This window comes from Streptomyces sp. NPDC048361, assembly GCF_040651795.1.
Classification (GTDB): Bacteria; Actinomycetota; Actinomycetes; order Streptomycetales; family Streptomycetaceae; genus Streptomyces.
On the sequence record NZ_JBEZKW010000010.1, the window covers coordinates 116,386 to 137,047 of the forward strand.

19 protein-coding genes are annotated in these 20,662 nt (G+C 71.0%); 10 read left to right on the forward strand and 9 right to left on the reverse strand.

Annotated features, from left to right (window positions below):
• Positions 1-163: 163 nt before the first annotated feature.
• Entirely contained in the window at positions 164-514 is a 351-nt protein-coding gene (locus AB0D31_RS08355) for an SAV_915 family protein (RefSeq protein ID WP_362718870.1), read from the reverse strand.
• Positions 515-750: 236 nt separating this feature from the next.
• Positions 751-1,410 carry a LysE family translocator gene (locus AB0D31_RS08360; RefSeq protein WP_362718769.1) on the reverse strand — a complete coding sequence of 220 codons (660 nt, stop codon included), beginning with the start codon at positions 1,408-1,410 and terminating at the stop codon, positions 751-753.
• Positions 1,411-1,610: 200 nt separating this feature from the next.
• On the opposite strand from AB0D31_RS08360, the gene AB0D31_RS08365 reads away from it, so the two are divergent.
• Both AB0D31_RS08365 and dmpI read left to right on the forward strand, forming a co-directional pair.
• Complete coding sequence (locus tag AB0D31_RS08365; protein ID WP_362718772.1) at positions 1,611-2,504, forward strand: LysR family transcriptional regulator; 894 nt, start codon at positions 1,611-1,613, stop codon at positions 2,502-2,504.
• 114 nt (positions 2,505-2,618) lie between these two features.
• Positions 2,619-2,801 (forward strand): 4-oxalocrotonate tautomerase DmpI, encoded by a 183-nt coding sequence (gene dmpI / locus AB0D31_RS08370; RefSeq protein ID WP_362718774.1) that lies wholly within the window; start codon positions 2,619-2,621, stop codon positions 2,799-2,801.
• A gap of 134 nt (positions 2,802-2,935) precedes the next feature.
• Here the strand turns inward: dmpI and AB0D31_RS08375 are convergent, their stop codons facing one another.
• Complete coding sequence (locus AB0D31_RS08375) at positions 2,936-4,141, reverse strand: MFS transporter (RefSeq protein ID WP_362718777.1); 1,206 nt, start codon at positions 4,139-4,141, stop codon at positions 2,936-2,938.
• Between AB0D31_RS08375 and AB0D31_RS08380 the strand changes: the two genes are divergently transcribed.
• The 4 genes from AB0D31_RS08380 to AB0D31_RS08395 all read left to right on the forward strand — a co-directional run bounded on the left by AB0D31_RS08380 (position 4,128) and on the right by AB0D31_RS08395 (position 8,987).
• A complete protein-coding gene (locus AB0D31_RS08380; protein ID WP_362718779.1) occupies positions 4,128-4,361 on the forward strand; it encodes a hypothetical protein in 234 nt (77 codons plus the stop codon). The genes AB0D31_RS08375 and AB0D31_RS08380 overlap by 14 nt on opposite strands.
• A 141-nt stretch (positions 4,362-4,502) precedes the next feature.
• The gene (locus tag AB0D31_RS08385) at positions 4,503-5,321 is read left to right on the forward strand and encodes a helix-turn-helix transcriptional regulator (RefSeq protein ID WP_362718782.1); all 819 of its coding nucleotides are present in this window, start codon (positions 4,503-4,505) and stop codon (positions 5,319-5,321) included.
• A gap of 252 nt (positions 5,322-5,573) precedes the next feature.
• On the forward strand, positions 5,574-7,115 hold the full coding sequence (locus AB0D31_RS08390) for an AMP-binding protein (protein ID WP_362718784.1): 1,542 nt from the start codon (positions 5,574-5,576) through the stop codon (positions 7,113-7,115).
• A gap of 264 nt (positions 7,116-7,379) precedes the next feature.
• A complete protein-coding gene (locus AB0D31_RS08395; protein ID WP_362718787.1) occupies positions 7,380-8,987 on the forward strand; it encodes an AMP-binding protein in 1,608 nt (535 codons plus the stop codon).
• A gap of 236 nt (positions 8,988-9,223) precedes the next feature.
• On the opposite strand, the gene AB0D31_RS08400 is transcribed toward AB0D31_RS08395, so the two are convergent.
• On the reverse strand, positions 9,224-9,943 hold the full coding sequence (locus tag AB0D31_RS08400; RefSeq protein ID WP_362718789.1) for a hypothetical protein: 720 nt from the start codon (positions 9,941-9,943) through the stop codon (positions 9,224-9,226).
• Positions 9,944-10,296: 353 nt separating this feature from the next.
• Between AB0D31_RS08400 and gcl the strand changes: the two genes are divergently transcribed.
• On the forward strand, positions 10,297-12,078 hold the full coding sequence (gcl, locus tag AB0D31_RS08405) for a glyoxylate carboligase (protein ID WP_362718791.1): 1,782 nt from the start codon (positions 10,297-10,299) through the stop codon (positions 12,076-12,078).
• 178 nt (positions 12,079-12,256) lie between these two features.
• Here the strand turns inward: gcl and AB0D31_RS08410 are convergent, their stop codons facing one another.
• On the reverse strand, positions 12,257-13,066 hold the full coding sequence (locus AB0D31_RS08410; protein ID WP_362718873.1) for a metalloregulator ArsR/SmtB family transcription factor: 810 nt from the start codon (positions 13,064-13,066) through the stop codon (positions 12,257-12,259).
• A 293-nt stretch (positions 13,067-13,359) separates the two neighbouring features.
• On the opposite strand from AB0D31_RS08410, the gene AB0D31_RS08415 reads away from it, so the two are divergent.
• On the forward strand, positions 13,360-13,581 hold the full coding sequence (locus AB0D31_RS08415) for a hypothetical protein (RefSeq protein ID WP_053725806.1): 222 nt from the start codon (positions 13,360-13,362) through the stop codon (positions 13,579-13,581).
• A 450-nt stretch (positions 13,582-14,031) separates the two neighbouring features.
• The gene (locus AB0D31_RS08420; RefSeq protein ID WP_362718794.1) at positions 14,032-15,285 is read left to right on the forward strand and encodes an alpha/beta hydrolase; all 1,254 of its coding nucleotides are present in this window, start codon (positions 14,032-14,034) and stop codon (positions 15,283-15,285) included.
• A 210-nt stretch (positions 15,286-15,495) separates the two neighbouring features.
• On the opposite strand, the gene AB0D31_RS08425 is transcribed toward AB0D31_RS08420, so the two are convergent.
• The 4 genes from AB0D31_RS08425 to AB0D31_RS08440 form a co-directional block, all read right to left on the reverse strand.
• The gene (locus AB0D31_RS08425; RefSeq protein ID WP_362718876.1) at positions 15,496-16,188 is read right to left on the reverse strand and encodes an HAD family hydrolase; all 693 of its coding nucleotides are present in this window, start codon (positions 16,186-16,188) and stop codon (positions 15,496-15,498) included.
• Positions 16,189-16,791: 603 nt separating this feature from the next.
• Positions 16,792-18,249 (reverse strand): catalase, encoded by a 1,458-nt coding sequence (locus AB0D31_RS08430; RefSeq protein WP_362718797.1) that lies wholly within the window; start codon positions 18,247-18,249, stop codon positions 16,792-16,794.
• Positions 18,250-18,454: 205 nt separating this feature from the next.
• Positions 18,455-19,345 carry a 2-hydroxy-3-oxopropionate reductase gene (locus AB0D31_RS08435; RefSeq protein ID WP_362718799.1) on the reverse strand — a complete coding sequence of 297 codons (891 nt, stop codon included), beginning with the start codon at positions 19,343-19,345 and terminating at the stop codon, positions 18,455-18,457.
• 50 nt (positions 19,346-19,395) lie between these two features.
• Complete coding sequence (locus tag AB0D31_RS08440) at positions 19,396-20,229, reverse strand: TIM barrel protein (protein ID WP_362718802.1); 834 nt, start codon at positions 20,227-20,229, stop codon at positions 19,396-19,398.
• A 124-nt stretch (positions 20,230-20,353) separates the two neighbouring features.
• On the opposite strand from AB0D31_RS08440, the gene AB0D31_RS08445 reads away from it, so the two are divergent.
• Positions 20,354-20,605, forward strand: a complete 252-nt coding sequence (locus AB0D31_RS08445) for a hypothetical protein (RefSeq protein WP_267057163.1) — start codon at positions 20,354-20,356, stop codon at positions 20,603-20,605.
• Positions 20,606-20,662: the final 57 nt, after the last annotated feature.

Below are 20,662 nucleotides of genomic sequence, written 5' to 3' on the forward strand. Positions count from 1 at the left end.
CGTCCGTGCCGCTGGGTGACCTGAGAGCGCTTCCGTGGTCTGGGTGCGTCTGCGTTGGCTTTGCCGCCGGGTCACCTGAGAGCGCTTCCGAGGTTCGGGTGCGCGTCGGTCGGCTGGGGGTGCCCGTGACCTGAGAGCGCTCTCGGCTCGCCCGGCCCCCCCGCTAGGCGCTCAAGGCATGGCCCCTGCGCGCGCACAGGGGCGGGGTCTGGCTCTGTCGGCTGTGCGGGACCGGCCGCGTGAGGACTGGGTCGACCGTCAAACGCGTCACGCCGAGTGGCGCCGAAAGCGCTCTCAGCGCCGGTTCCGCCAGCCGGATCCACCTCTGGTCGCCGCCCAGCACGGCCGCCAAGCGGTCCCGGCTCGTGAACCCGACCGCGGTGCGCGCACCGAACTCGTCGCGCAGGAAACGTAGTTGATGTCCTCCGGCAGAACCGAGCCGAACCGGTACGTACAGCGGTCCTGCCGGAGGGCGTTCCTCGGGATCGGCGTCCTCGATGGTGGGGCTGTCCATGGTGTCCTCCGGTGGGGGAGTGCGGATGCCGTACGCGTCATGCGCCCGTGCGTCTGACGTTATGCCCATGGCACCACCCCGGTCTCCCGCGGTGACGCGGTATTGACCCGGCTGCCCCCGTTTTTGACGCGTTCCTGTTGCAGGTCGGCGCGGGGGCGCGGGAGGGCGGAAGGTGGTGGTGCGGAAGGGGAGCCGCGCCACGGCTTCATCCCACCGGGTGTCGAGCGCGTCCGGGTTCAGTCGGCGCGGCCCGTCGCCGCCACCGTCACGCCGAGCCCGATCATCGCGAAGCCGCCCGCGCCGCCGATCAGCGAGAGACGTCGTTCGGAGCGCGCGAACCAGCCGCGGGCCGCAGCGGCTCCCAGGCCCCACAGGGTGTCGGTGATCAGCCCGATCGTGATGGGGATCAGCCCGAGCAGCAGCATCTGCGACGGCAGATGCCCGGCCGTGTGGTCCACGAACTGCGGCAGCACCGCGGCGAAGAACACGATGCCCTTGGGGTTGGTGACGCCGACCAGGACGCCGTCCGCGACGGTCCGCAGGTCGCCGTGGGCCGGCCGGGCCGCGGCCGCCGCCTCCCCGATGGACGCGACCCCGAGCCGCATGTTCTTGCGGTGCCGATAGGCCTGCACCCCGAGGAGTACGAGATACGCGGCGCCCGCCAGCTTCACCGCCATGAACACCGACGCCGAACGCTCCACCAGCGCGCCGATCCCCAGCGCCACCGCGCACACCAGCACATAGGAGCCGAGGACGTTGCCGAGGACCGTCGCGAGCGCGGTGCGCCGGCCGTGCGCGAGGGCCCGGCCGATCACGAACAGCACGCTCGGCCCTGGGATCGCGATCACAAGGAGGGACATCGCGGCGAAGGCGAGGTAGCGATCGGTGGACACCATGCCCGTCATTCAACCCCACCCGCGCCCCTGAGCCCAGGGCGTTGACCACTCCGGCCCGCCCGGAAGCGAGCTCAGGGGGGCGCCTTTCGAGTGCGGGGTGGGGGCGGCCACCGCGCGGGCCGTCCCGGTTCCTTCCGCGCCGGCGGGGCCCGGTCCCTTCCGCAGCGGGAGCTGAGAGCGCTCTCGGTACAGTCGGCCGCATGGAATTGCGGCAGCTCAGCTACTTCGTCACCGTCGCCGAGGAGCTCCACTTCGGGCGGGCCGCAGAGCGGCTGCACATCGTCCAGTCGGCGGTGAGTCAGCAAGTGCGGCGACTGGAAAGGGAGTTGGGGCGTGACCTGTTCGACAGGTCGCCGCGGCACGTACGGCTCACCGCGGCCGGAGAGCGGTTGCTGCCCGAGGCGCGCGAGGTGCTGGCCGCCGCCGAGCGTGCCAGGGCCGCCGTTCGTGAGCGTGGCACCCTGCGGCTCGGCACCAGCAACGGGCTCGGCGATCACCTCGACCGGGTGCTCGACGTCTTCGCCGGGCTCGCCCCCGATACCGCCGTCGAGCTGACCTCGGCGCCCGCGCGCGAGCGCCTGGCCCAGGTCGCCGACGGCCGGCTCGACGCCGCATTCGTACGCGCCCCCGAGCCCGCCCCGGGCCTGCGCGTCGTGCCCCTGTGGCAGGACCCCCTTGTCGTGGCGCTGCCCGCCGCGCATCCGCTCGCCCGCCATGAGGAGATAGCGCTCTCAGATCTGGCTGCCCTTCCCCTGGGCATCACCGACCGCCGTTCCAACCCCGCCCTCGTCGACCTGGTCGTGGGCGCCTGTCACGCCGCAGGGTTCGAGCCGGCCCCGGGGCCCGTCGGCGGCTCGCTCCAGAACACCCTGGCCGCCATCGGGACCGGCTCGCTGTGGACCGTGGTGTACGCCGCCCACGCCCGCGCGCTGCACACTCCCCGCGTCGCCTTCCGGCCGGTGCGCGCTCCGGGCCTTTCCCTGCCCACCGCCCTCGTGATCGGCGCCGGCCGCACCCCGCCCGCCGTCGACCTGCTCGTGAGAGCGTGTTCAGCCGATCCGGCGCCGTTGACCAGCGGCGATCACGAAAGCTGATCGCTGCGGTCGCCCTCTGCCTCTTGGTCGGGCGGTACGGATCCGATGGACTGAGGTCACGCCGGTGAGCGGCCCGGAAAGACCGGGAAGCCGCCGCTGACAGAGGAGTCGGTCATGCCCATCGTCACCATCCAGCAGGGTCCCCGCGACGTCGAGCAGAAGCGCGAACTGGTCAAGCGCGTCACGGACGCGTTCGTCGACGCGTACAAGATCCCGGCCGAGACCGTTCAGGTGTGGATCCACGAGGTCCCCAAGGACAGTTGGGGCGCGGCCGGCACGCTGACCGCCGACAAGTAGCCGCGAGGTTCGGCGGGCCGGCGTCATCGGCGTCTGCGGTGGCGTGGAAGGGGCGGCGTCTGCGGATGGTGTCGGCAGGTCGCCGTCGGCGAATGGCGTGAGCAGGTCGGCGTCAGCGGATGAGGGTCGGCCGGTCAGCGTTGCCGGGCAGGGCCGTCCGTACGGGGGTCGGACGGCCTGGGGTCCGCCGCCCGCCGAGAGCGCTCTCGGCGCGGCGGACGCCCGTCCCTGGACCCACAGGCGCCCCCGCTCCCCCTCTCGCTCCCGTTCTCGGTCCCGCCGTCACGCCCGTACCGGCTTCGGCCGTACGCCGCCAGTGCCGTCAGGGGGACGGCGAGGATGGCCGCCACCCCGAACAGGCCCTGGAACGCGCCGCGTTGAGCGGGTCCAGAGGCTAACTCCGTGCCCAGGGCGCTGCCCAGGTACAGAGCGACCCCGAACAGGGCGATCCCGCTCGCCCGGGCCTCGGGCACCAGCAACGTCGCCCATGCCTGCACCGTCGAGTGCAGGAACGCCCATCCGCCGCCGAGCAGCACCGCGCTCAGGCCGAGCGTCAGCAGGGACGGGTGCGCCGCGGCCACCGCGTAGGCGAGTGTCACCTGGGCGCCCCCCATCACGATCAGCGCGACCGGTCCGAGCCGTCGGGCCGGCCCCCGCACCACTTGGGCGCCGCCCATCGCGGCCACCCCGTACAGCGCCGCCACCGCTCCCGCGGCCGCCGGAGCCGCGCCCAGCGACTCCAGCGCGGGCGGCAGATAGGTGAAGCAGCCCAGCAGTACGCCGCCTTCGAGCGCGGCCACGCCCATCACGTACCACTGCCAGCGCGAGCGTACGACGGTGTGCAGCGCGCCGACCTTGCGCGGGGCGAGCGCGGGCTCGGGCAGACGGCGCAGGGCCAGGACGAGATACGCGGCGAGCAGTCCCGGGAGCGCGAACACCACACGCCAGCTCACCCAGTGCGCCAGTACACCGGCGACGACGGTGGCCAGCGCGGTGCCCAGCGCGAACGCCGACATCAACGAGCTGAGCGCGCCCTGTCGTTCGGCCGGTGCGACCGTGTCACCCACATACGTCAAGGAGCCCGCGATGGCGGCCGCGAAACAGGCCCCGGTCAGTCCCCGCGCCACGACGAGCGACGCAGCGCCCGGCGCCGCCGCCGATGAGAGCGCTCCCAGCGCGGCTGCCGCGAGCGACAGGCGCATCACCCGCACCCGGCCGAAGCGGTCACTCGCCATGCCCCAGGCGGGCTGCGCGAGACCGTAACCGAGCGTGTACGCACTCGCGGCGAGCGCGGCCGTGCCGAGCGGCACGTCCAGGCTCGCCCCGATGAGCACCAACATCGGAGCGATGGAGAAGCGGTCAAAATTGCTGACGAACCCGGCGGCGCACAGCAGCCTTCGACGGGGCGGTGAAAAGGTCATGTCCCCAGCTCAGCAGGGGAAGCCGGGCCCGTGTCCGCTCAGCCGATTACCATCACTGACACCTATCACCACCGCTGACAACACGATCAACATCGCTGACAACACACTCACGATCGCTGACACCGATCGCCATCGCTGACGACGTGATCACGATCGCTGATTACACCGATCGCCATCGCTGACAGCGCGATCGCGATCACTGACGCTGATCACCACGACTGGCACCGAGCACCATCACTGAGCCGTGACATACGCACGACACGAGGCAGGTCGACACACCGTGGCGGACTCACCCGACCCCCGCGTGGAACTCGGCGCGTTCCTCCGCTCGCGTCGCGAGCGCCTGGCGCCGGGCGAGGTGGGATTGCCCGTCACCCCGCGCCGGCGCACCCCGGGTCTGCGCCGCGCGGAGGTCGCCGAGGCCGCGGGCATCAGTGCCTCCTGGTACGCGTGGCTCGAACAGGGCCGGGTGCGTACCTCGGAGCAGGTGCTGCGAGCCGTCGCCCGCGCCCTTCGGCTGGGTCCGGCGGAGACCGCCCACGTGTTGTCGTTCGCGGAGGATGCCGCACCGCCGCCCGTCGCGCAGGCCAGCTGGGTCTCGCCGAATCTGCGATCCCTGGTCGACGCGCTGCTTCCGCACCCGGCGATGGTCGTCGACCCGCACTGGGATCTGCTGGCGTGGAACAGCGCGTACGCGGCGCTCGTGACCGACCTCGCCCGGTTGCCGCCCAAGCGCCGCAACATGCTCTGGCTGGTGTTTCGCTGGCCGCCGTGCCGAACGCTGCTCGCCGACTGGGAGCCCGAAGCCCGCACGCTGTTCGGGCAGTTCAGGGCGCGGGCCGCCCGCCGGCCCCACGATCCGAGGTATGCCGAGATCATCGCGGCGATCAAGGAGGACGCGTACGTCGCGCGCTGGCTCGCGGAGCGGGAGACCGCGGAGTTCCGCCCGGCCGTGAAGCGGTTTCTGCATCCCGCGGCGGGTGAGTTGCGTCTGCGCTCCGTCAAGCTCGCCGCGGTCGACGAACCCGGCCACCACTTCCTGGCCTACCTTCCCGACGACCCCGAGTCGGAGGCGGCCCTCCTCGCACTCGACGGCTGAGGTTCGCCTCCGAGCCCGCGCCTCCGAGCCCGCGCCTCCGAACTCCTCGCCCGCCGGCCCGTCCCCCTGCCCCCTCTCCCGCCGCCCCGCCCCGGCCCGCGCCGCGCCGCCCCGCCGCGCGCCGACGCCGTACAGACGCCCCGCTCGCCGGTCTGAGCAGGGCAATTCGTCATTTCGGCCGCTGAAAGCGTCGGCAGGTACCAGACTTCCCCCGACACATGCTGTGGATCTTGCGGACAGGGGAGAAGAGCGATGCGGACACCGATGACGGTCTCGGACTTCCTCGACCGGGCGGAGCTGGGATTCGCCTCCAGTACCGGCGTTGTCGACGAGCCGGACCAGCCGGGCCCGCCGGTGACCGGGCTGACCTATGGCCGTTTCGCCGAGCGGGTGCGCGCCTGGCAGGCGGGGTTCGACGCGCTAGGCGTCGGCGAGGGCGAGCGGATCGCGGTGGTCAGCCACAACTCGGCGCGCATGCTGGAGCTGCTCTTCGCGGTGCCGATGAGCGGACGGATCTGCGTGCCGGTCAACTTCCGCCTCAAGCCGGAGGAGGTGGAGTACGTCGTGCGGCAGAGCGGCGCATCGGTTCTGCTCGTCGACCCCGAGGTGGATGGAGCGCTCTCAGGCGTCACGGCGCGTCACCGCTTCGTGCTGGGCGAATCGACTGAGAGCGCTCTCATGCGCTTCGGCGCTGAGCCGCGCCCGTGGTCGAACCCGGACGAGGACGCGACGGCCACCATCAACTACACCTCGGGAACGACCGCGCGTCCCAAGGGAGTTCAGCTCACCCACCGCAACATCTGGGTCAATGGCCTGACGTTCGGACTGCACACCCGGGCCTGGGAGCGCGACGTCTACATGCACACCTTGCCGATGTTCCACTGCAACGGCTGGGGCATGCCCTATGTGATGGCCGGGCTCGGAGTGAAACAGGTCGTGCTGCGCAAGGTCGACGGGCCCGAGATCCTGCGCCGGGTGGAGGAGCACGGCGTCACGCTGATGTGCGGCGCCCCGGCGGTGTGGAACGCGGTGCTCGATGCGGCGGCATCATGGCCGGGTGAGATTCCCGGCCGTGACCGTGTGCGGGTCGTCTGCGCCGGGGCGCCGCCGCCCAGCAGGATGATCCAGCGGATGGAGGAGGAGCTGGGCTGGGAGTTCCTCCAGATCTACGGGCTGACCGAGACCTCCCCGCTGCTCACCATGAACCGGATCCGGCCGGCCGACGAGGCGCTCTCGCCCGAGGAGCGGGCGCACAGGCTGTCGCGGGCCGGTGTGCCCGCGCTGGGCGTGAAGCTGAAGGTGTCCGGCTCGGGCGAGGTGCTCGCCCGTTCCAACGTCGTACTCGACGGCTACTGGGAGAAGCCGGAGGAAAGCGCCGCCGCCTTGGAGGACGGCTGGTTCCACACCGGCGACGGTGGCACGATCGACGAGAGTGACGGCTGTCTGACGATCTCCGACCGCAAGAAGGACGTGATCATCACCGGTGGCGAGAACGTGTCGTCGATCGAGGTGGAGGACACAATTTTCAGCCATCCCGACGTCGCCGAGGTGGCCGTGATCGGTGTGCCGCACGAGAAGTGGGGCGAGACGATCAAGGCGCTTGTGGTCCTGGTGGAGGGCGCTGCCGTGACGGAGGCCGACATCATCGCGTACTGCAAGGAGCGGGTGGCCCGCTACAAGGCGCCGACCAGCGTCGAGTTCCGCGAGGCCATTCCGCGTACGGCCACCGGCAAGATCCAGAAGTTCAAGCTGCGCGAGCCGTACTGGTCCGGGCTCGACCGGGAGATCAACTGACCCACGGGTCGGCGCGGTCATCCGGTTGGTGCGGCCCACTGGCTGGGGCGGCCCACCGGCTGGTGCGGCCCACCGGGTGCAGCGTCCTACTGGACGGTGCCGCCCACCGGCCGGCGCAGCCACCGGCCGGGCCGCCCGTGGACGTGGGGCGCGCCCCTGGACGTGGGGCGCGCCGAGTCGATCTTCCCCGTGCGTGAGGGTAGGCAGGTCACGGGCGGTCGGGGCATGCTGGTGGCCTCGGTTGAGGAAGTGAGGCGCGTTGCGATGGTGACGGACTCGTACGCCCATGGGGTGAGTGACACCGCCCTGCTCGGCGACACGATCGGCGGCAACCTGGACCGTACGGTGCGGGCGCATCCGGAGCGCGAGGTGCTGGTCGACCAGGTGTCGGGACGACGCTGGACCTACGCCCAATTCGGCCAGGAAGTGGATCAGTTGGCGTGTGCGCTGCTCGCCGTGGGCGTTGCCAAGGGCGACCGGGTCGGGATCTGGGCGGTGAACTGTCCCGAGTGGGTGATGGTCCAGTACGCGACGGCGCGGATCGGTGCGGTGCTGGTCAACATCAACCCGGCTTATCGCGTCCACGAGTTGGAGTACGTACTGAAGCAGGCCGGGGTTTCGGTTCTGTTCTCCTCGCTGGCCCACAAGACGAGCGACTACCGGGCGATGGTGGAGCAAGTGCGCGGCGGCTGCCCGGCGTTGCTGCGCACCGTCTTCATCGGCGACGCGGGGTGGGATGCCCTGATGGCGCGCGGCGCCGACGTCACCACCGATGAACTGGCCTACCGCCAGGCGCAGTTGTCGTGTGACGACGCTGTCAACATTCAGTACACCTCGGGCACGACGGGCTTCCCGAAGGGCGCCACCCTCTCCCACCACAATGTCCTCAACAACGGTTACTTCGTGGGGGAGTTGTTGGCCTACACGCCGGCCGACCGGATTTGTGTGCCGGTGCCGTTCTACCACTGCTTCGGCATGGTGATGGCCAACCTCGCAGCCACCTCGCACGGCGCATGCATCGTGATCCCGGCGGCCACCTTCGAGCCGGAGGCGACCCTGCGCGCCGTCGAGGCCGAGCGCTGCACCTCGCTGTACGGCGTCCCCACCATGTTCATCGCGGAGCTGAACCTGCCCGGCTTCGCCGCGTACGACCTCTCCTCGCTGCGCACCGGGATCATGGCGGGCTCGCCGTGCCCGGCGGAGGTGATGAAGCGCGTGGCGGCCGAAATGCATATGGCCGAGGTGTCCATCTGCTACGGCATGACCGAGACCTCCCCGGTCTCCACCCAGACCCGGACCGACGACGACCTGGAGCGGCGCACCGGCACGGTCGGCCGGGTCATGCCCCACGTCGAGGTGAAGATCGTCGACCCGGCCACCGCCGTCACCGTCCCGCGCGGCGAGCCGGGCGAGCTGCGCACCCGGGGCTACAGCGTGATGCTCGGCTACTGGGACGAGCCCGAGCAGAGCGCCCAGGCCGTCGACGCGGGGCGCTGGATGCACACGGGTGACCTGGCGGTGATGCGCGAGGACGGGTACGTGGAGATCGTCGGCCGGATCAAGGACATGATCATCCGCGGTGGCGAGAACGTGTATCCGCGCGAGATCGAGGAGTTCCTGTACGGACATCCCAAGGTCGCCGACGTCCAGGTGATCGGCGTCCCGGACGAGCGTTACGGGGAGGAGATCCTGGCCTGCGTCATCCCGCGCGACCCGGCGGACCCGCCCACGCTGGAGGAGGTGACCGCGTACTGCCGGGATCGGCTTGCCCACTACAAGATCCCCCGCCACCTGCGGATTCTCTCCGCCTTCCCGATGACGGTGAGCGGCAAGGTGCGCAAGGTGGAGCTGCGCGAGGCGTACGGGGCCTGAGTCGTCCGGTACGCCCGTCCGCACGGGAGGCCGCCCGTCCGCACGGCACGCACGCCCGTCCGCACAGTCCGCCCGTCGCACGCCGCGCCTGCGGCAACGTACGCACACCGCGCTCGTCCGAAACGTACGCACACCGCGCTCGTCCGAAACGTACGCACACCGCGCGGCACGTACGCACACCGCGCCTTTCCGGTGCACGCCGGCGGCGCACGCGTACCCGGCCGGCGGGGGCGGCCTCAGGCGCCGGCCGCCACCAGCTTTCGGGCGGCTTCGTTGACCGGCTGGGGCGTCCCGGTCAGGTCGACCACGAACAGCGGGACGCTCAGGGCGTCGGCGCATTCGAGGGCGTCCCGCGTGTATCCGGCGAGCGAGAAGTGGACGCCATAGGCCTCCGCGGTCATCGCGTGCAGCCACAGGCACTCGACCGCCCGCAGTGAGGCGGCCCGGGTCGTCGGATCCACCCGGGCCACCAGGCCCCGGCCGCGCAGGTCGATGCCGGATGCGGGGGGCGGGTCGGCACGGTACAGATCGCGGAAACCCAGCCAGGCGAGGTAGAGCGCGGCCGCGGTCACCGTGTCCCGCGCGGTGCGGATCGTCCGCGGCCGGAACGGCCGGCGGACCCGCGCACCGGCCGGCCGGGGCGCGGCCGCGGGCGGAGGAGGCGTCAGTCGTGTCGACGCGGGCGGTGCTGTCACGGGGCGCACCGGCACCCGCAGGATCGTTCCGCAGGAACAGCCGAGCTCCGGCTGGGGCCACTGACTTTGCAGGTCACAGGCTCGGCATCGGACGGTGACCCAGGTGTCGGTCCAGGTTCGGTGGGTGATCGGGGAGACCGGGGCGCCGCGCTGGATGGGCGGCGCGAGCGGGGCGCCGCAGGCGCAGGGGTAGGCCGGCGGCACATAGACGTGGTCCCGGCCGCAGCCGGGGCAGCGCACGGGTACGCCCTCGCTGCTCATCGGCTCCCCGTCTTCATGGGGGCGTGCGGCCGGCGTACAGGTAACCCGTCACCGCTCATGTGCCCCCACCTTCCCTCCGGCGCACCCCCGCGGGGGTGCGCGCTCCCTGTGCCGGACGAGCCCCCGGTCGCCGTCGCGGGGGCTCCGCGGTCCATGGTCCACCAACGGCGACCGCCGCGTGGCGCATTCGCGCATCCCGGTCCTCCCTTGACGCGCTGGCGAAGCCGTCCTACATTGCTTCCACATAGCAGAATGATACTTCCGCATTACGGAAACAGGCTCGAAGGCGGCGCGGCCAGGCGGCGCGCCTGAGCCCACTCCGCCAGCCGAAGCAGGAGCACCCCATGCCTCGTATGACCGCTGCCCGAGCGGCAGTTGAGATCCTCAAGCTCGAAGGCGTCAGCCATGCCTTCGGCGTGCCGGGCGCGGCGATCAACCCCTTCTACCGGGCGCTCAAGGAGGGCGGTGGCATCGACCACACGCTCGCCCGCCACGTCGAAGGCGCCTCCCACATGGCGGAGGGCTACACCCGCGCCAACCCGGGCAACATCGGTGTCTGCATCGGCACGTCGGGCCCCGCCGGCACCGACATGATCACGGGGCTCTACTCCGCGATCGGCGACTCGATCCCGATCCTGTGCATCACCGGCCAGGCCCCGGTCGCGGTGATCCACAAGGAGGACTTCCAGGCGGTCGACATCGCCTCGATCGCCAAGCCGGTCACCAAGGCCGCGACGACCGTCCTGGAGGCCGCCCAGGTCCCCGGCGTCTTCCAGCAGGCCTTCCACCTGATGCGCTCCGGCCGTCCCGGCCCGGTCCTCATCGACCTGCCGATCGACGTCCAGCTCACCGAGATCGACTTCGACCCGGAGACCTACCAGCCGCTGCCGGTCTACAAGCCGACCGCGAGCCGGGCCCAGATCGAGAAGGCCATCACCTTCCTCCTGGAGTCCGAGCGCCCGCTGATCGTCGCCGGTGGCGGCATCATCAACGCGGACGCCTCCGACCTCCTGGTCGAGTTCGCCGAGATCACCAACACCCCCGTCGTCCCGACGCTCATGGGCTGGGGCACCATCCCGGACGACCACGAGCTGAACGCCGGCATGGTCGGCCAGCAGACCTCGCACCGCTACGGCAACGCGACGTTCCTGGAGTCGGACTTCGTCCTCGGCATCGGCAACCGCTGGGCCAACCGTCACACCGGTTACAAGCTCGACGTCTACACCCAGGGCCGCAAGTTCGTCCACGTCGACATCGAGCCCACCCAGATCGGCAAGATCTTCGCCCCGGACTACGGCATCGCGTCCGACGCCAAGGCCGCCCTGGAGCTCTTCGTCGAGGTCGCCAAGGAGCTGAAGGCCGCGGGCAAGCTGCCCGACCGCTCGGCATGGGTCGCCTCGCACCTGGAGCGCAAGTCCACGCTGCAGCGCCGTACGCACTTCGACAACGTGCCGATGAAGCCGCAGCGGGTCTACGAGGAGATGAACAAGGCCTTCGGCCCGGAGACGCGTTACGTCACCACCATCGGCCTCTCCCAGATCGCCGGCGCGCAGATGCTGCACGTCTACAAGCCGCGTCACTGGATCAACTGCGGCCAGGCCGGCCCGCTGGGCTGGACCATCCCGGCCGCGCTCGGTGCCGCCACCGCCGACCCCGAGGTCCCGGTCGTCGCCCTGTCCGGCGACTACGACTTCCAGTTCATGCTGGAGGAGCTGGCGGTCGGCGCGCAGCACAAGATCCCGTACGTTCACGTGCTCGTGAACAACGCCTACCTGGGCCTGATCCGTCAGGCGCAGATCGGTCTGGACATCAACTTCCAGGTCAACCTGGAGTTCGAGAACATCAACTCCCCGGAGCTGGGCGTCTACGGCGTCGACCACGTCAAGGTCGTCGAGGGCCTGGGCTGCAAGGCGATCCGCGTCACCGAGCCGGACCAGCTGCTGCCCGCGTTCGAGGAGGCCAAGAAGCTGGCCGCCGAGTTCCGCGTTCCGGTCGTCGTCGAGGCGATCCTGGAGCGGATCACGAACATCTCGATGAGCCCCACGTCCGACATCAGCGCGGTCAAGGAGTTCGAAGAGCTCGCCACCGAGCCGGGCCACGCCCCGACGGCGATCCGCCCGCTGACGGCTTCCTGACCCAGGGTTCCTGGGCCATGGCTTTTCGAGCCGTGGCCCGTGGAGCCACGGCTTCCTGGAGCCACCACGGTTTCCCGGGTCCCGGCCGTCGAGCCGGGGGCCGCGGAGCCGCACGAAACGGTCCGGCCCCCGTTCCCCCGCACTGGGGAGCGGGGGCCGGACGCATGACGCCGCCGGGCTAGGGGGCCGTGCCGTCGTCCTCCCGCTCGAGGAGCGTCTTGAGGGTGGAGAGGATCATCACCCAGCCGCCGCTGACGCCCTCGAGCATCTCGCTGTCCGGGGAGTCGAACCCGTCGTGCGTGAGCGTCAGTTTCACACCGAGGGAGGCCGGCTCGGCCGGCCGGATGTCGAAGGCGACCCGGGACTGCTCGGCGCGCGCCCGCTCGAACTCCTCCTCGCTGTCGAAGAGCTGACGGTGCATCGGGAGAAGCCGGTGCCAGGTGTACGCGAGCCGCCGGCCCGGCTCCGCGTCGAGCACGGTCTGGTCGAGATCCTCGTACCCTCCCTCCGGGCCCATCTTCCACAGCACCGGCGAGCCCACCCGCCACACCGACATGGGCCCCCAGCCGCCGAAGTACCGCTGGGCGAACTCGGCGTCGGTCAGGGCCGCGTAGAGCCGCTCGGGGGTGGCCTGAATATAGATGGCGTACGTGAACTCGGGCCTGTCCACAGCGACTTCCTCCTCAAGGTTCGGTAGCGGATCCCGACGGCCGGGCGGGGTGAGCCGGTCGCGCCCGTACTTGCCGATCCAGCGGTCGGACAGGTCCTGGATCGGCCCCGGATCGAGGCGATGGAGCTTCTCCCGGCCGCGCCGCTCCGATGCGACGAGGCCGGCCGCCTCAAGCACCGCGAGGTGCTTGCTCACCGCCTGCCGCGACATCGCGAGCCCCTCGCACAGCTCCCGCAGCGTCTGCGGGTCGCGGGCCCTGAGCCGGTCGAGCAGGCGGCGCCGACTGGCGTCGGCCAGCGCCCGGAAGACGTCGTCCACGCACACCTCTGCCTCCGTGTCGCCCGTGTCGCCCGTGCCCGTGTCGCCCGTGCCCGTGTCGCCCGTGTCGCCCGTGCCCGTGTCGTCCGTGCCCGCGTGTCCGCGTGCCGGGCGTACGCGGCAGCCTGTCTCCGTGTCCACGGTCCACGGTGGCAACCTCACAGTTGCGTGTCAATTCGTGACGTTTTTCGCACCTGGACGCGTTGCGGTCGGTGCCAGGACTGGATCGATTCCCCATCGTCACCCGGCGGGCCTGCCCTTCGGGCCCCTCGGCGGCGCATACTGGGATGACGATGACGAAGCCATCCGCGCCCCGGCGCCACCTGCCCACCAGCCCCTTCAAAGCCCCGGACGCCCCGGCGGCCAAGCACTTCATCCTGGGAGACCGGGTCACACACGACCAGTTCGGCCTGGGCACCATCATCGGGGTCGAGGACGGCGTCGCAATGCTCGTCGACTTCGGCTCCCGCCAGGCCCGAATCGTCAGCCCGTACACCCGCATGGACAAGCTCTAGTCTCCGCCCCTGGGGAGAGCCCCGGCCCGGACCGCAGCCGCGGCCCGGGCCGGGGGCGTATCCGGAGCGCTCGCGACTGCGGCGGGTGCTGCGGCGAGTGCCGCGCGGGGTGCGGGCGCGGCTCGGCATTCGATGTCCCGCGCCGCACCTCGGCTGCGCACTCCCGGGCCTACGGCCCAGCGGGGCCCGTACGGGTGCCGCAGCCGCGAACGGGACCCCGCTGCTCGTGCGGGGCCCTTCGGGCGTCACGCGGCTGCCCGTCCGGGTGAACCTCAGGGCAGTGCCGGCCGCCCCACCCGTGTCCTGGACGCGCTGCCCGGAACGGAACGGGCCCGTCGCGTCGTCATACCCGAGGCGAAAATCCGTGCGTCCGCAGTCGCATCCCAGCGCCTTCTTCGCCCGACCCGAGGCGGACGCGGGCGGGGGTGCGGCGCGCCTAGCGTGTCGATCATGAGTCCCCTCTCCCGGGCGGCCGCAGCCGGCGCCCTTTCCTTGGTCCTGGCCGCCCCGCTGGGCACCGCCACCGCCGCGCAGGCCGCGCCTCACCTCTCCGCCTCGGCGCCCGTCGCCACCGCCGGTACGTCCATGACGTCGGCCGGTACGTCCATGACGTCGGCCGGTACGTCCATGACGTCGGCCGGTACGTCCGACGCCGCCACAAGGATTGAACTCCCGCGCCCCACCGGCCCGTTCGCGCTCGGCAGTGACACCCTGCACCTCGTCGACCACGCCCGCCGCGACCCCTGGGTGCCGAGCCAGGACCGCGAGCTGATGGTCACCCTCACCTACCCGGCTGTCCGCTCCGGCACCGGCCGCCCCGTCGCGTACACCACGCAGGCCGAGGCTCCGGTTCTCCTGCGCCGGCTCGGTGTGGACCCGGCGCGGGTGGGCGACATCGAGGCCACCACGACCCACGCCCGCGCCGGTGTGCGGCCCGCGCGGGGCAGGCACCCCCTGATCGTGCTGTCGCCCGGCTTCGGCGCCCCGCGCTACTCCCTCACCACCCTCGCCGAAGAGCTCGCGAGCCGTGGGTATGTCGTCGCATCCGTGGACCACGCCTACGAGTCGGTCGGCACGAGCTTCCCGGGCGGCCGGCTGCTGACCTGCGTGGCCTGCACGGCGATGGAGAACGGCACCCCGGGGAGCCGGGTCACCGAGACGCGCGCCGCCGACGTGTCGTTCCTCCTGGACCGGCTGACCGGCCCGCACGCGGCGTGGCGTCACGCACGGGCGATCGACACGAGCCGCATCGGTATGGCGGGGCACTCCATAGGCGGGGCCGCGGCGGTTTCCGCGATGGTGCGGGACAACCGCATCCGTGCCGGGGTGAACATGGACGGGGCGTTCTGGGACGTGCTGCCGCCCGAAGGGCTCGGCGGACGCCCGTTCATGATGCTCGGCACCGACGACGCGACCCACCGCCCCGGAGGCAAGGACCGGACGTGGGACGCGATGTGGCCCGCCCTGGACGGCTGGAAGCGCTGGCTGACCGTGGCCGGCGCCGAGCACATGACGTTCTCGGACGAGCCGGTGCTCGCCGCGCACTTCAGCCTGGAGCGGACGTCGCTGCCCGCGCGGCGGGCCGTCCCCGTCGTGCGGACGTACGTCGGCGCCTTCTTCGACCAGGAGCTGCGGGGCCGGACGCGGGCGGTCCTGGCGGGGCCGACCGCCGCGAACCCGGAGGTGACGTTCAACAACCCCTGACAGCCCCACCCTCTGGCAACCCCGGCCCCCGGCCCGGCCCGGCCCGGACCGCCCCGGCCCGCCCCGGGCGTTCTCGGACACCGCCGGATGCAGTCCGAGCCAGTCCGGACGACTCCGAGCCGGTCCGGACCGGTCCGAGCCAGTCCGGGCCCAGGGCCTTTCCCGCGCTCAGCGGCGGGGAAGGCCCCGGGGCCCCGGGACCCCGGGTGGTCAGTCGGGGACGCTGTGCAGTCCCGTACGCGCGGGGGAAGGGGGATCCGATGCCTCGTCGGACACGAGGGCCGCCAGACGAGTGAGGGAGTCGACCCGCCAGTCCGCCGCCGCGACGACGTCCGGGTCCTCGGCCCACCAGTGCCCCCACGGCCCGCGCCGCAGATGGGCGACGCGCAACCCGGCCGCCTTGGCGGGGAACACGTCGTTGGCGGGGTGGGAGCCCACGTACACCGTCTCGTGCGGGCCGGCCTGGGACGCCTCCAACACCCGCTCGAAGAAGTCTGGCTGAGGCTTGGCGACGCCCCATTCCTCGGACGTGACGACCAGATCGGCGGGCAGATCCAGACCGCGCAGCAGCTCGCCCGCCCTGGCCGACCCGTTTCCGGCGATCACCATGCGCACGCCGAGCTTACGAAGGCTCCCGAGCGCGGGCCGCACGTCGTCGTACAGGTCGGTCTCGTCGAGGTACTCGCCACGGCCCGAGGCCGCTCTGGCCAGGTGCGCCTCGCGTACGTCCATGCCTGGCTTGAGTATGCGCAGCGCGTCCGCCGGGTCGCGGCCTTGCGTGACGACCGCCCCGACGAGGACGGAGAGGGTGTGCCTGGGCACGCCGATCCAGTCGGCCCAGGATGCCCAGTAGCGGTCGTCGCGTACCAGTGTTTCGCCCGTGTCGAACACGATCGTCTCAATCATCGAGGCGATCCTAGGCGCACGTCTGGGCATCCACCGGCGACGACGCCACTTCACGGCCCCCGGCGCGTCCCCGGCGGAGATCAGGGAGGCTCGCCCCTGGATCAGGGACGGCCGCCGAACTGCCGGCGGCCCCGCCGAGAGGTGTCGGCGGATCTCCTCTCCCTGCCCGTCGCGGATGTTCTCCTCGGCCGCTCCGGAACAAAGATCAAGGCCCCACCTGACAAGCAGGCGGGGCCTTGATCATCGGACGCTCGGTTCGGGACCGTAAACCGAACCGGACGTCCTGGCTGGGGAGTTGAACCCGTCCGGCGGAGCGAGGCCGGCGCGACAGGACGTTCGCGCCGCCGGACGGAGTCTTCGGGGGAGGAGAGAAAGCCGGGATCGCGGCGGCGGCGATTGGTGGGGGCGCCTGGTCCCTTCCTTCAGGTCAAGAAGGGGGGCGCTCACACCTTCACCACCGCACTGGCATCGCCGAACCGCCGCGATCCTCAGGTTGTCCATATCCGCCGACCACCCCTCATCCGGGTCGGCGGATCGGACGGTGCAAGGAAGTTGACCTCCCGTCAATTCCCTTGCACGGTCTACGGGTTGAACCGGCTGCTAGTCCTCGCGCAGGGCGCGGACGGCCTCCTCGACGCGCTTGCCGTACTCGGCGTCGGCGGCGTGGAAGTGAGCCAGGTTCTTCTCGATGACGTCGTCGCGGGTGACCTGCGAAAGGCCGCCGGCGATGTTCGCCACCAGGCGGGACTTCTCGTCGTCCGACATCAGACGGTAGAGCTCGCCCGCCTGGAAGAAGTCGTCGTCCTTGTTGTGGAGCGGAGCCTCGTGCGTGCCCGTCCAGCCGTGGATGGCGAGCGGGGCCGACAGGGCGGCGTCGGTCTGCGCGGGACCCGAGTACGAGTTGGGCTCGTAGTTCTTGTCGGTGCGCCGGCCGTAGCGGGTCGCCATCAGGCCGTCGCGGCCGTAGTTGTCCGCCTCGGTCGCCTTCGGGGCGTTGACCGGGAGCTGGGTGTGGTTGACGCCCAGGCGGTAGCGGTGCGCGTCCGCGTAGGCGAACAGGCGGCCCTGGAGCATCTTGTCGGGCGAGGGGCCGATGCCCGGAACGAAGTTGTTCGGGGAGAAGGCGGCCTGCTCGACCTCGGCGAAGACGTTGTCCGGGTTGCGGTCGAGGACCAGGCGGCCCACGCGCTGCAGCGGGTAGTCGCTGTGCGGCCACACCTTGGTGAGGTCGAACGGGTTGAAGCGGTAGTCCGCGGCCTCGGCGACCGGCATGATCTGCACGTACAGCGTCCAGGACGGGTTCACACCGCGCTCGATGGCCTGCAGCAGGTCCGTCTGGTGGCTGTTGGCGTCCTTGCCGACCGTCTCGGCGGCCTGCTCGGCGGAGAGCGAGCGGACACCCTGGTTCGTCTTGAAGTGGTACTTGACGAAGAAGGCCTCACCCTGGGCGTTGGTCCACTGGTAGGTGTGGGAGCCGTAGCCGTTCATGTGGCGGTAGGAGGCCGGGATGCCGCGGTCGCCCATGAGCCAGGTGACCTGGTGGGTCGCCTCGGGGGCGTGCGCCCAGAAGTCCCAGACGTTGTCCGGCTCCTGCTTGCCCGTGAAGGGGTCGCGCTTCTGGGAGTGGATGAAGTCGGGGAACTTGATCGGGTCCTTGATGAAGAACACCGGGGTGTTGTTGCCGACGAGGTCGTAGTTGCCCTCTTCGGTGTAGAACTTCAGCGCGAAGCCGCGGGGGTCGCGGACCGCGTCGGCGCCGCCCAGCGAGTCGGCCACGGTGGAGAAGCGGATGAACGTCTCGGTCCGCTTGCCCACCTCGCCGAGGAAGTTGGCCTTGGTGAAGCCGGTGACGTCGTCGGTCACCTCGAAGTAGCCGTACGCGCCGGAGCCGCGGGCGTGCACCACACGCTCCGGGATGCGCTCACGGTTGAAGCGCGCGAGCTTCTCCAGGAGGTGCTGGTCCTGAAGCAGGATGGGGCCACCGACGCCGGCGGTGGCGGAGTTCTGGTTGTCGGCGACGGGGGCGCCGGACTCGGTCGTAAGCACGCGCTTCGACATCGTGACCTTCCGTACTGGAGCTGCACCGCTGACTGTTCGGCGGTTCCTGGAGCGTAAGGAGGCCCGGAACAGAACGTCAACAGTTTGTTGAAAATGGAGTTGTGAGCTTCCGGACGGCGGCGGCGCCTGGGCGCGACAGGACAGGTGTCAGCGCCGCCGCCGACCGGAAATCAAGGGCCCCCGAGGGGGCGAAGGACACGCGGGATCAGACCTGCGAGCCGGAGAGGCGCTCGACCGCGCGGAGCAGAGCGGAGTGGTCGAGGCCACCGTCGCCCTGGGCGCGCAGCGAGGCGACCAGCTGGGCCACGACCGCCCCGACCGGCAGGGCCGCACCCACGTTGCGGGCGGCGTCGGTGACGATGCCCATGTCCTTGTGGTGCAGGTCGATCCGGAAGCCGGGCTTGAAGTCCCGCTTCAGGAAGTTGTCCTTCTTGCGGGTCAGCACGGTCGAGCCGGCCAGACCGCCGTTGAGCACGTCCAGGGCGGCTTCGAGGTTCACGCCGGACTTCTCGAGGAAGACGACGGCCTCGGCGCACGCCTGGATGTTGACCGCGACGATGAGCTGGTTGGCGGCCTTGACCGTCTGACCCGAGCCGTGCGGACCGCACAGCACGATGGTCTTGCCGAGGGCTTCGAGGATCGGCAGCGCCGTGTCGAAGTCGGACTGCTCGCCACCGACCATGATCGACAGGACGGCCTCGATGGCGCCGGCCTCGCCGCCGGAGACGGGGGCGTCCAGGACGCGAATGCCCTTCTCCGCGGCGTTCTTCGCCAGGTCGACCGAGGTCTGCGGGGTGATCGACGACATGTCGACGATCAGCGCGCCCTTCTTGGCGTTGGCCAGGATGCCGGCCTCACCGTACGCGATGGCTTCCACCTGAGGGGAGGCCGGGACCATGGTGATGATCACGTCCGCGTCCTTGACCGCCTCGGCGATCGAGGGGGCGGCGGTGCCGCCGGCGGCCGCGAGGCGGTCCAGCTTGTCCTGCTCCAGGGTGAAACCGGTGACCGAGTAGCCGGCCTTGATCAGGTTCTCGGACATGGGGGAGCCCATGATTCCGAGGCCGACCCATGCGATCTTGGGGAGGTTGCTCATGAGGGTGCCTCTCTAACTGCGGTGGTACGTCAAGAAGTTCGGGTGCGCGCTCAGCCGGCCGCGCGGGCCTCGGCGGGGAGCCAGGCGAAGGAGGCCGTGGCGTCGGGGGCCTTGTACTCCAGACCCACCCAGCCGTCGTAGCCGGCCTTCTTCAGCTGGTCGAGCAGCTCTTCGAGCGGCAGCGAGCCGGTGCCCGGCGCGCCACGGCCCGGGTTGTCGGCGATCTGCACGTGGCCGGTCTTGTCGGCGTACGCCTCGATGACCTCCGCCACGTTCTCGCCGTTCATCGAGAGGTGGTAGATGTCGAGCAGGAACTTGGCGTTGCCAAGACCCGTCGCCGCGTTCACCTTGTCGATGACCTCGATGGCCGAAGGGGCGCTCACCAGCGGGTAGAGCGGCGACTCCGGCTTGTTCAGGGTCTCGACCAGGAGGATGGCCCCCACCCGGTCGGCCGCGCGGGCCGCCAGGACGAGGTTCTCCAGGGCGAGGCTGTCCTGCACCTGCGGGTCGGCGCCCTCGACGCGGTTGCCGTAGAGCGCGTTGAGCGCCTTGCAGCCGACCGAGGCGGCGAAGTCGGCCGCCACCTCGATGTTGGCGCGGAAGCGGTCCGACTCCTCGCCGGGAACCGACAGCGCGCCGCGGTCCGGGCCCGGGAGGGCGCCGGCGTAGAAGTTGAGGCCCACCAGCTGGGTGCCGGCGTCGTCGAGCGCCTTTTTCAGGGCGTCGAGCTCGGCCTGCTCGGGGGTGGGCGTCTCGATCCAGGGCCACCACAGCTCGACCGCGGTGAAGCCCGCAGCGGCGGCTGCCGCGGGGCGCTCCACGAGCGGGAGTTCCGTGTAGAGGATCGAAAGGTTTACATCGAAGCGCTGGTCCGTGTATCCCATGAGGGGTGTGCGCTCCTTCCGTATTGCGGAAGTTGTTTTCTGCTTGATGGAAGGTTGCAGTGGGACCGGCGAGCTTGTCAAGAGGGCCTCCCTGATTTCGTCCACCGCGCAGTAGGTTGGGCGCGTGCGATTGAGAGTGGAGTTCACGACCGAGCCCTTCGATCTCGACGAGGCGCCGCCGCATGCCGTGGTCGCCCGCGATGTCGTCCAGGCGGCCCGGCTCGACGCGGTGGACGTCGGCCCCTTCGGCAACACCGCGGAAGGCGGCGCCGACGAGGTGCTGACCGCCGTGGACGCGCTGCTGCGCAAGGCCCTGGCGGCCGGAGCGACTCGCGTCTCGCTGCAGGTCAATGTGATCGGGGAGGGCGAGCAGTGACCGAATCGTTGGACCAGCCCCCAGCGCCCGCGGCCGGACCCACGGACCGGCACCCGG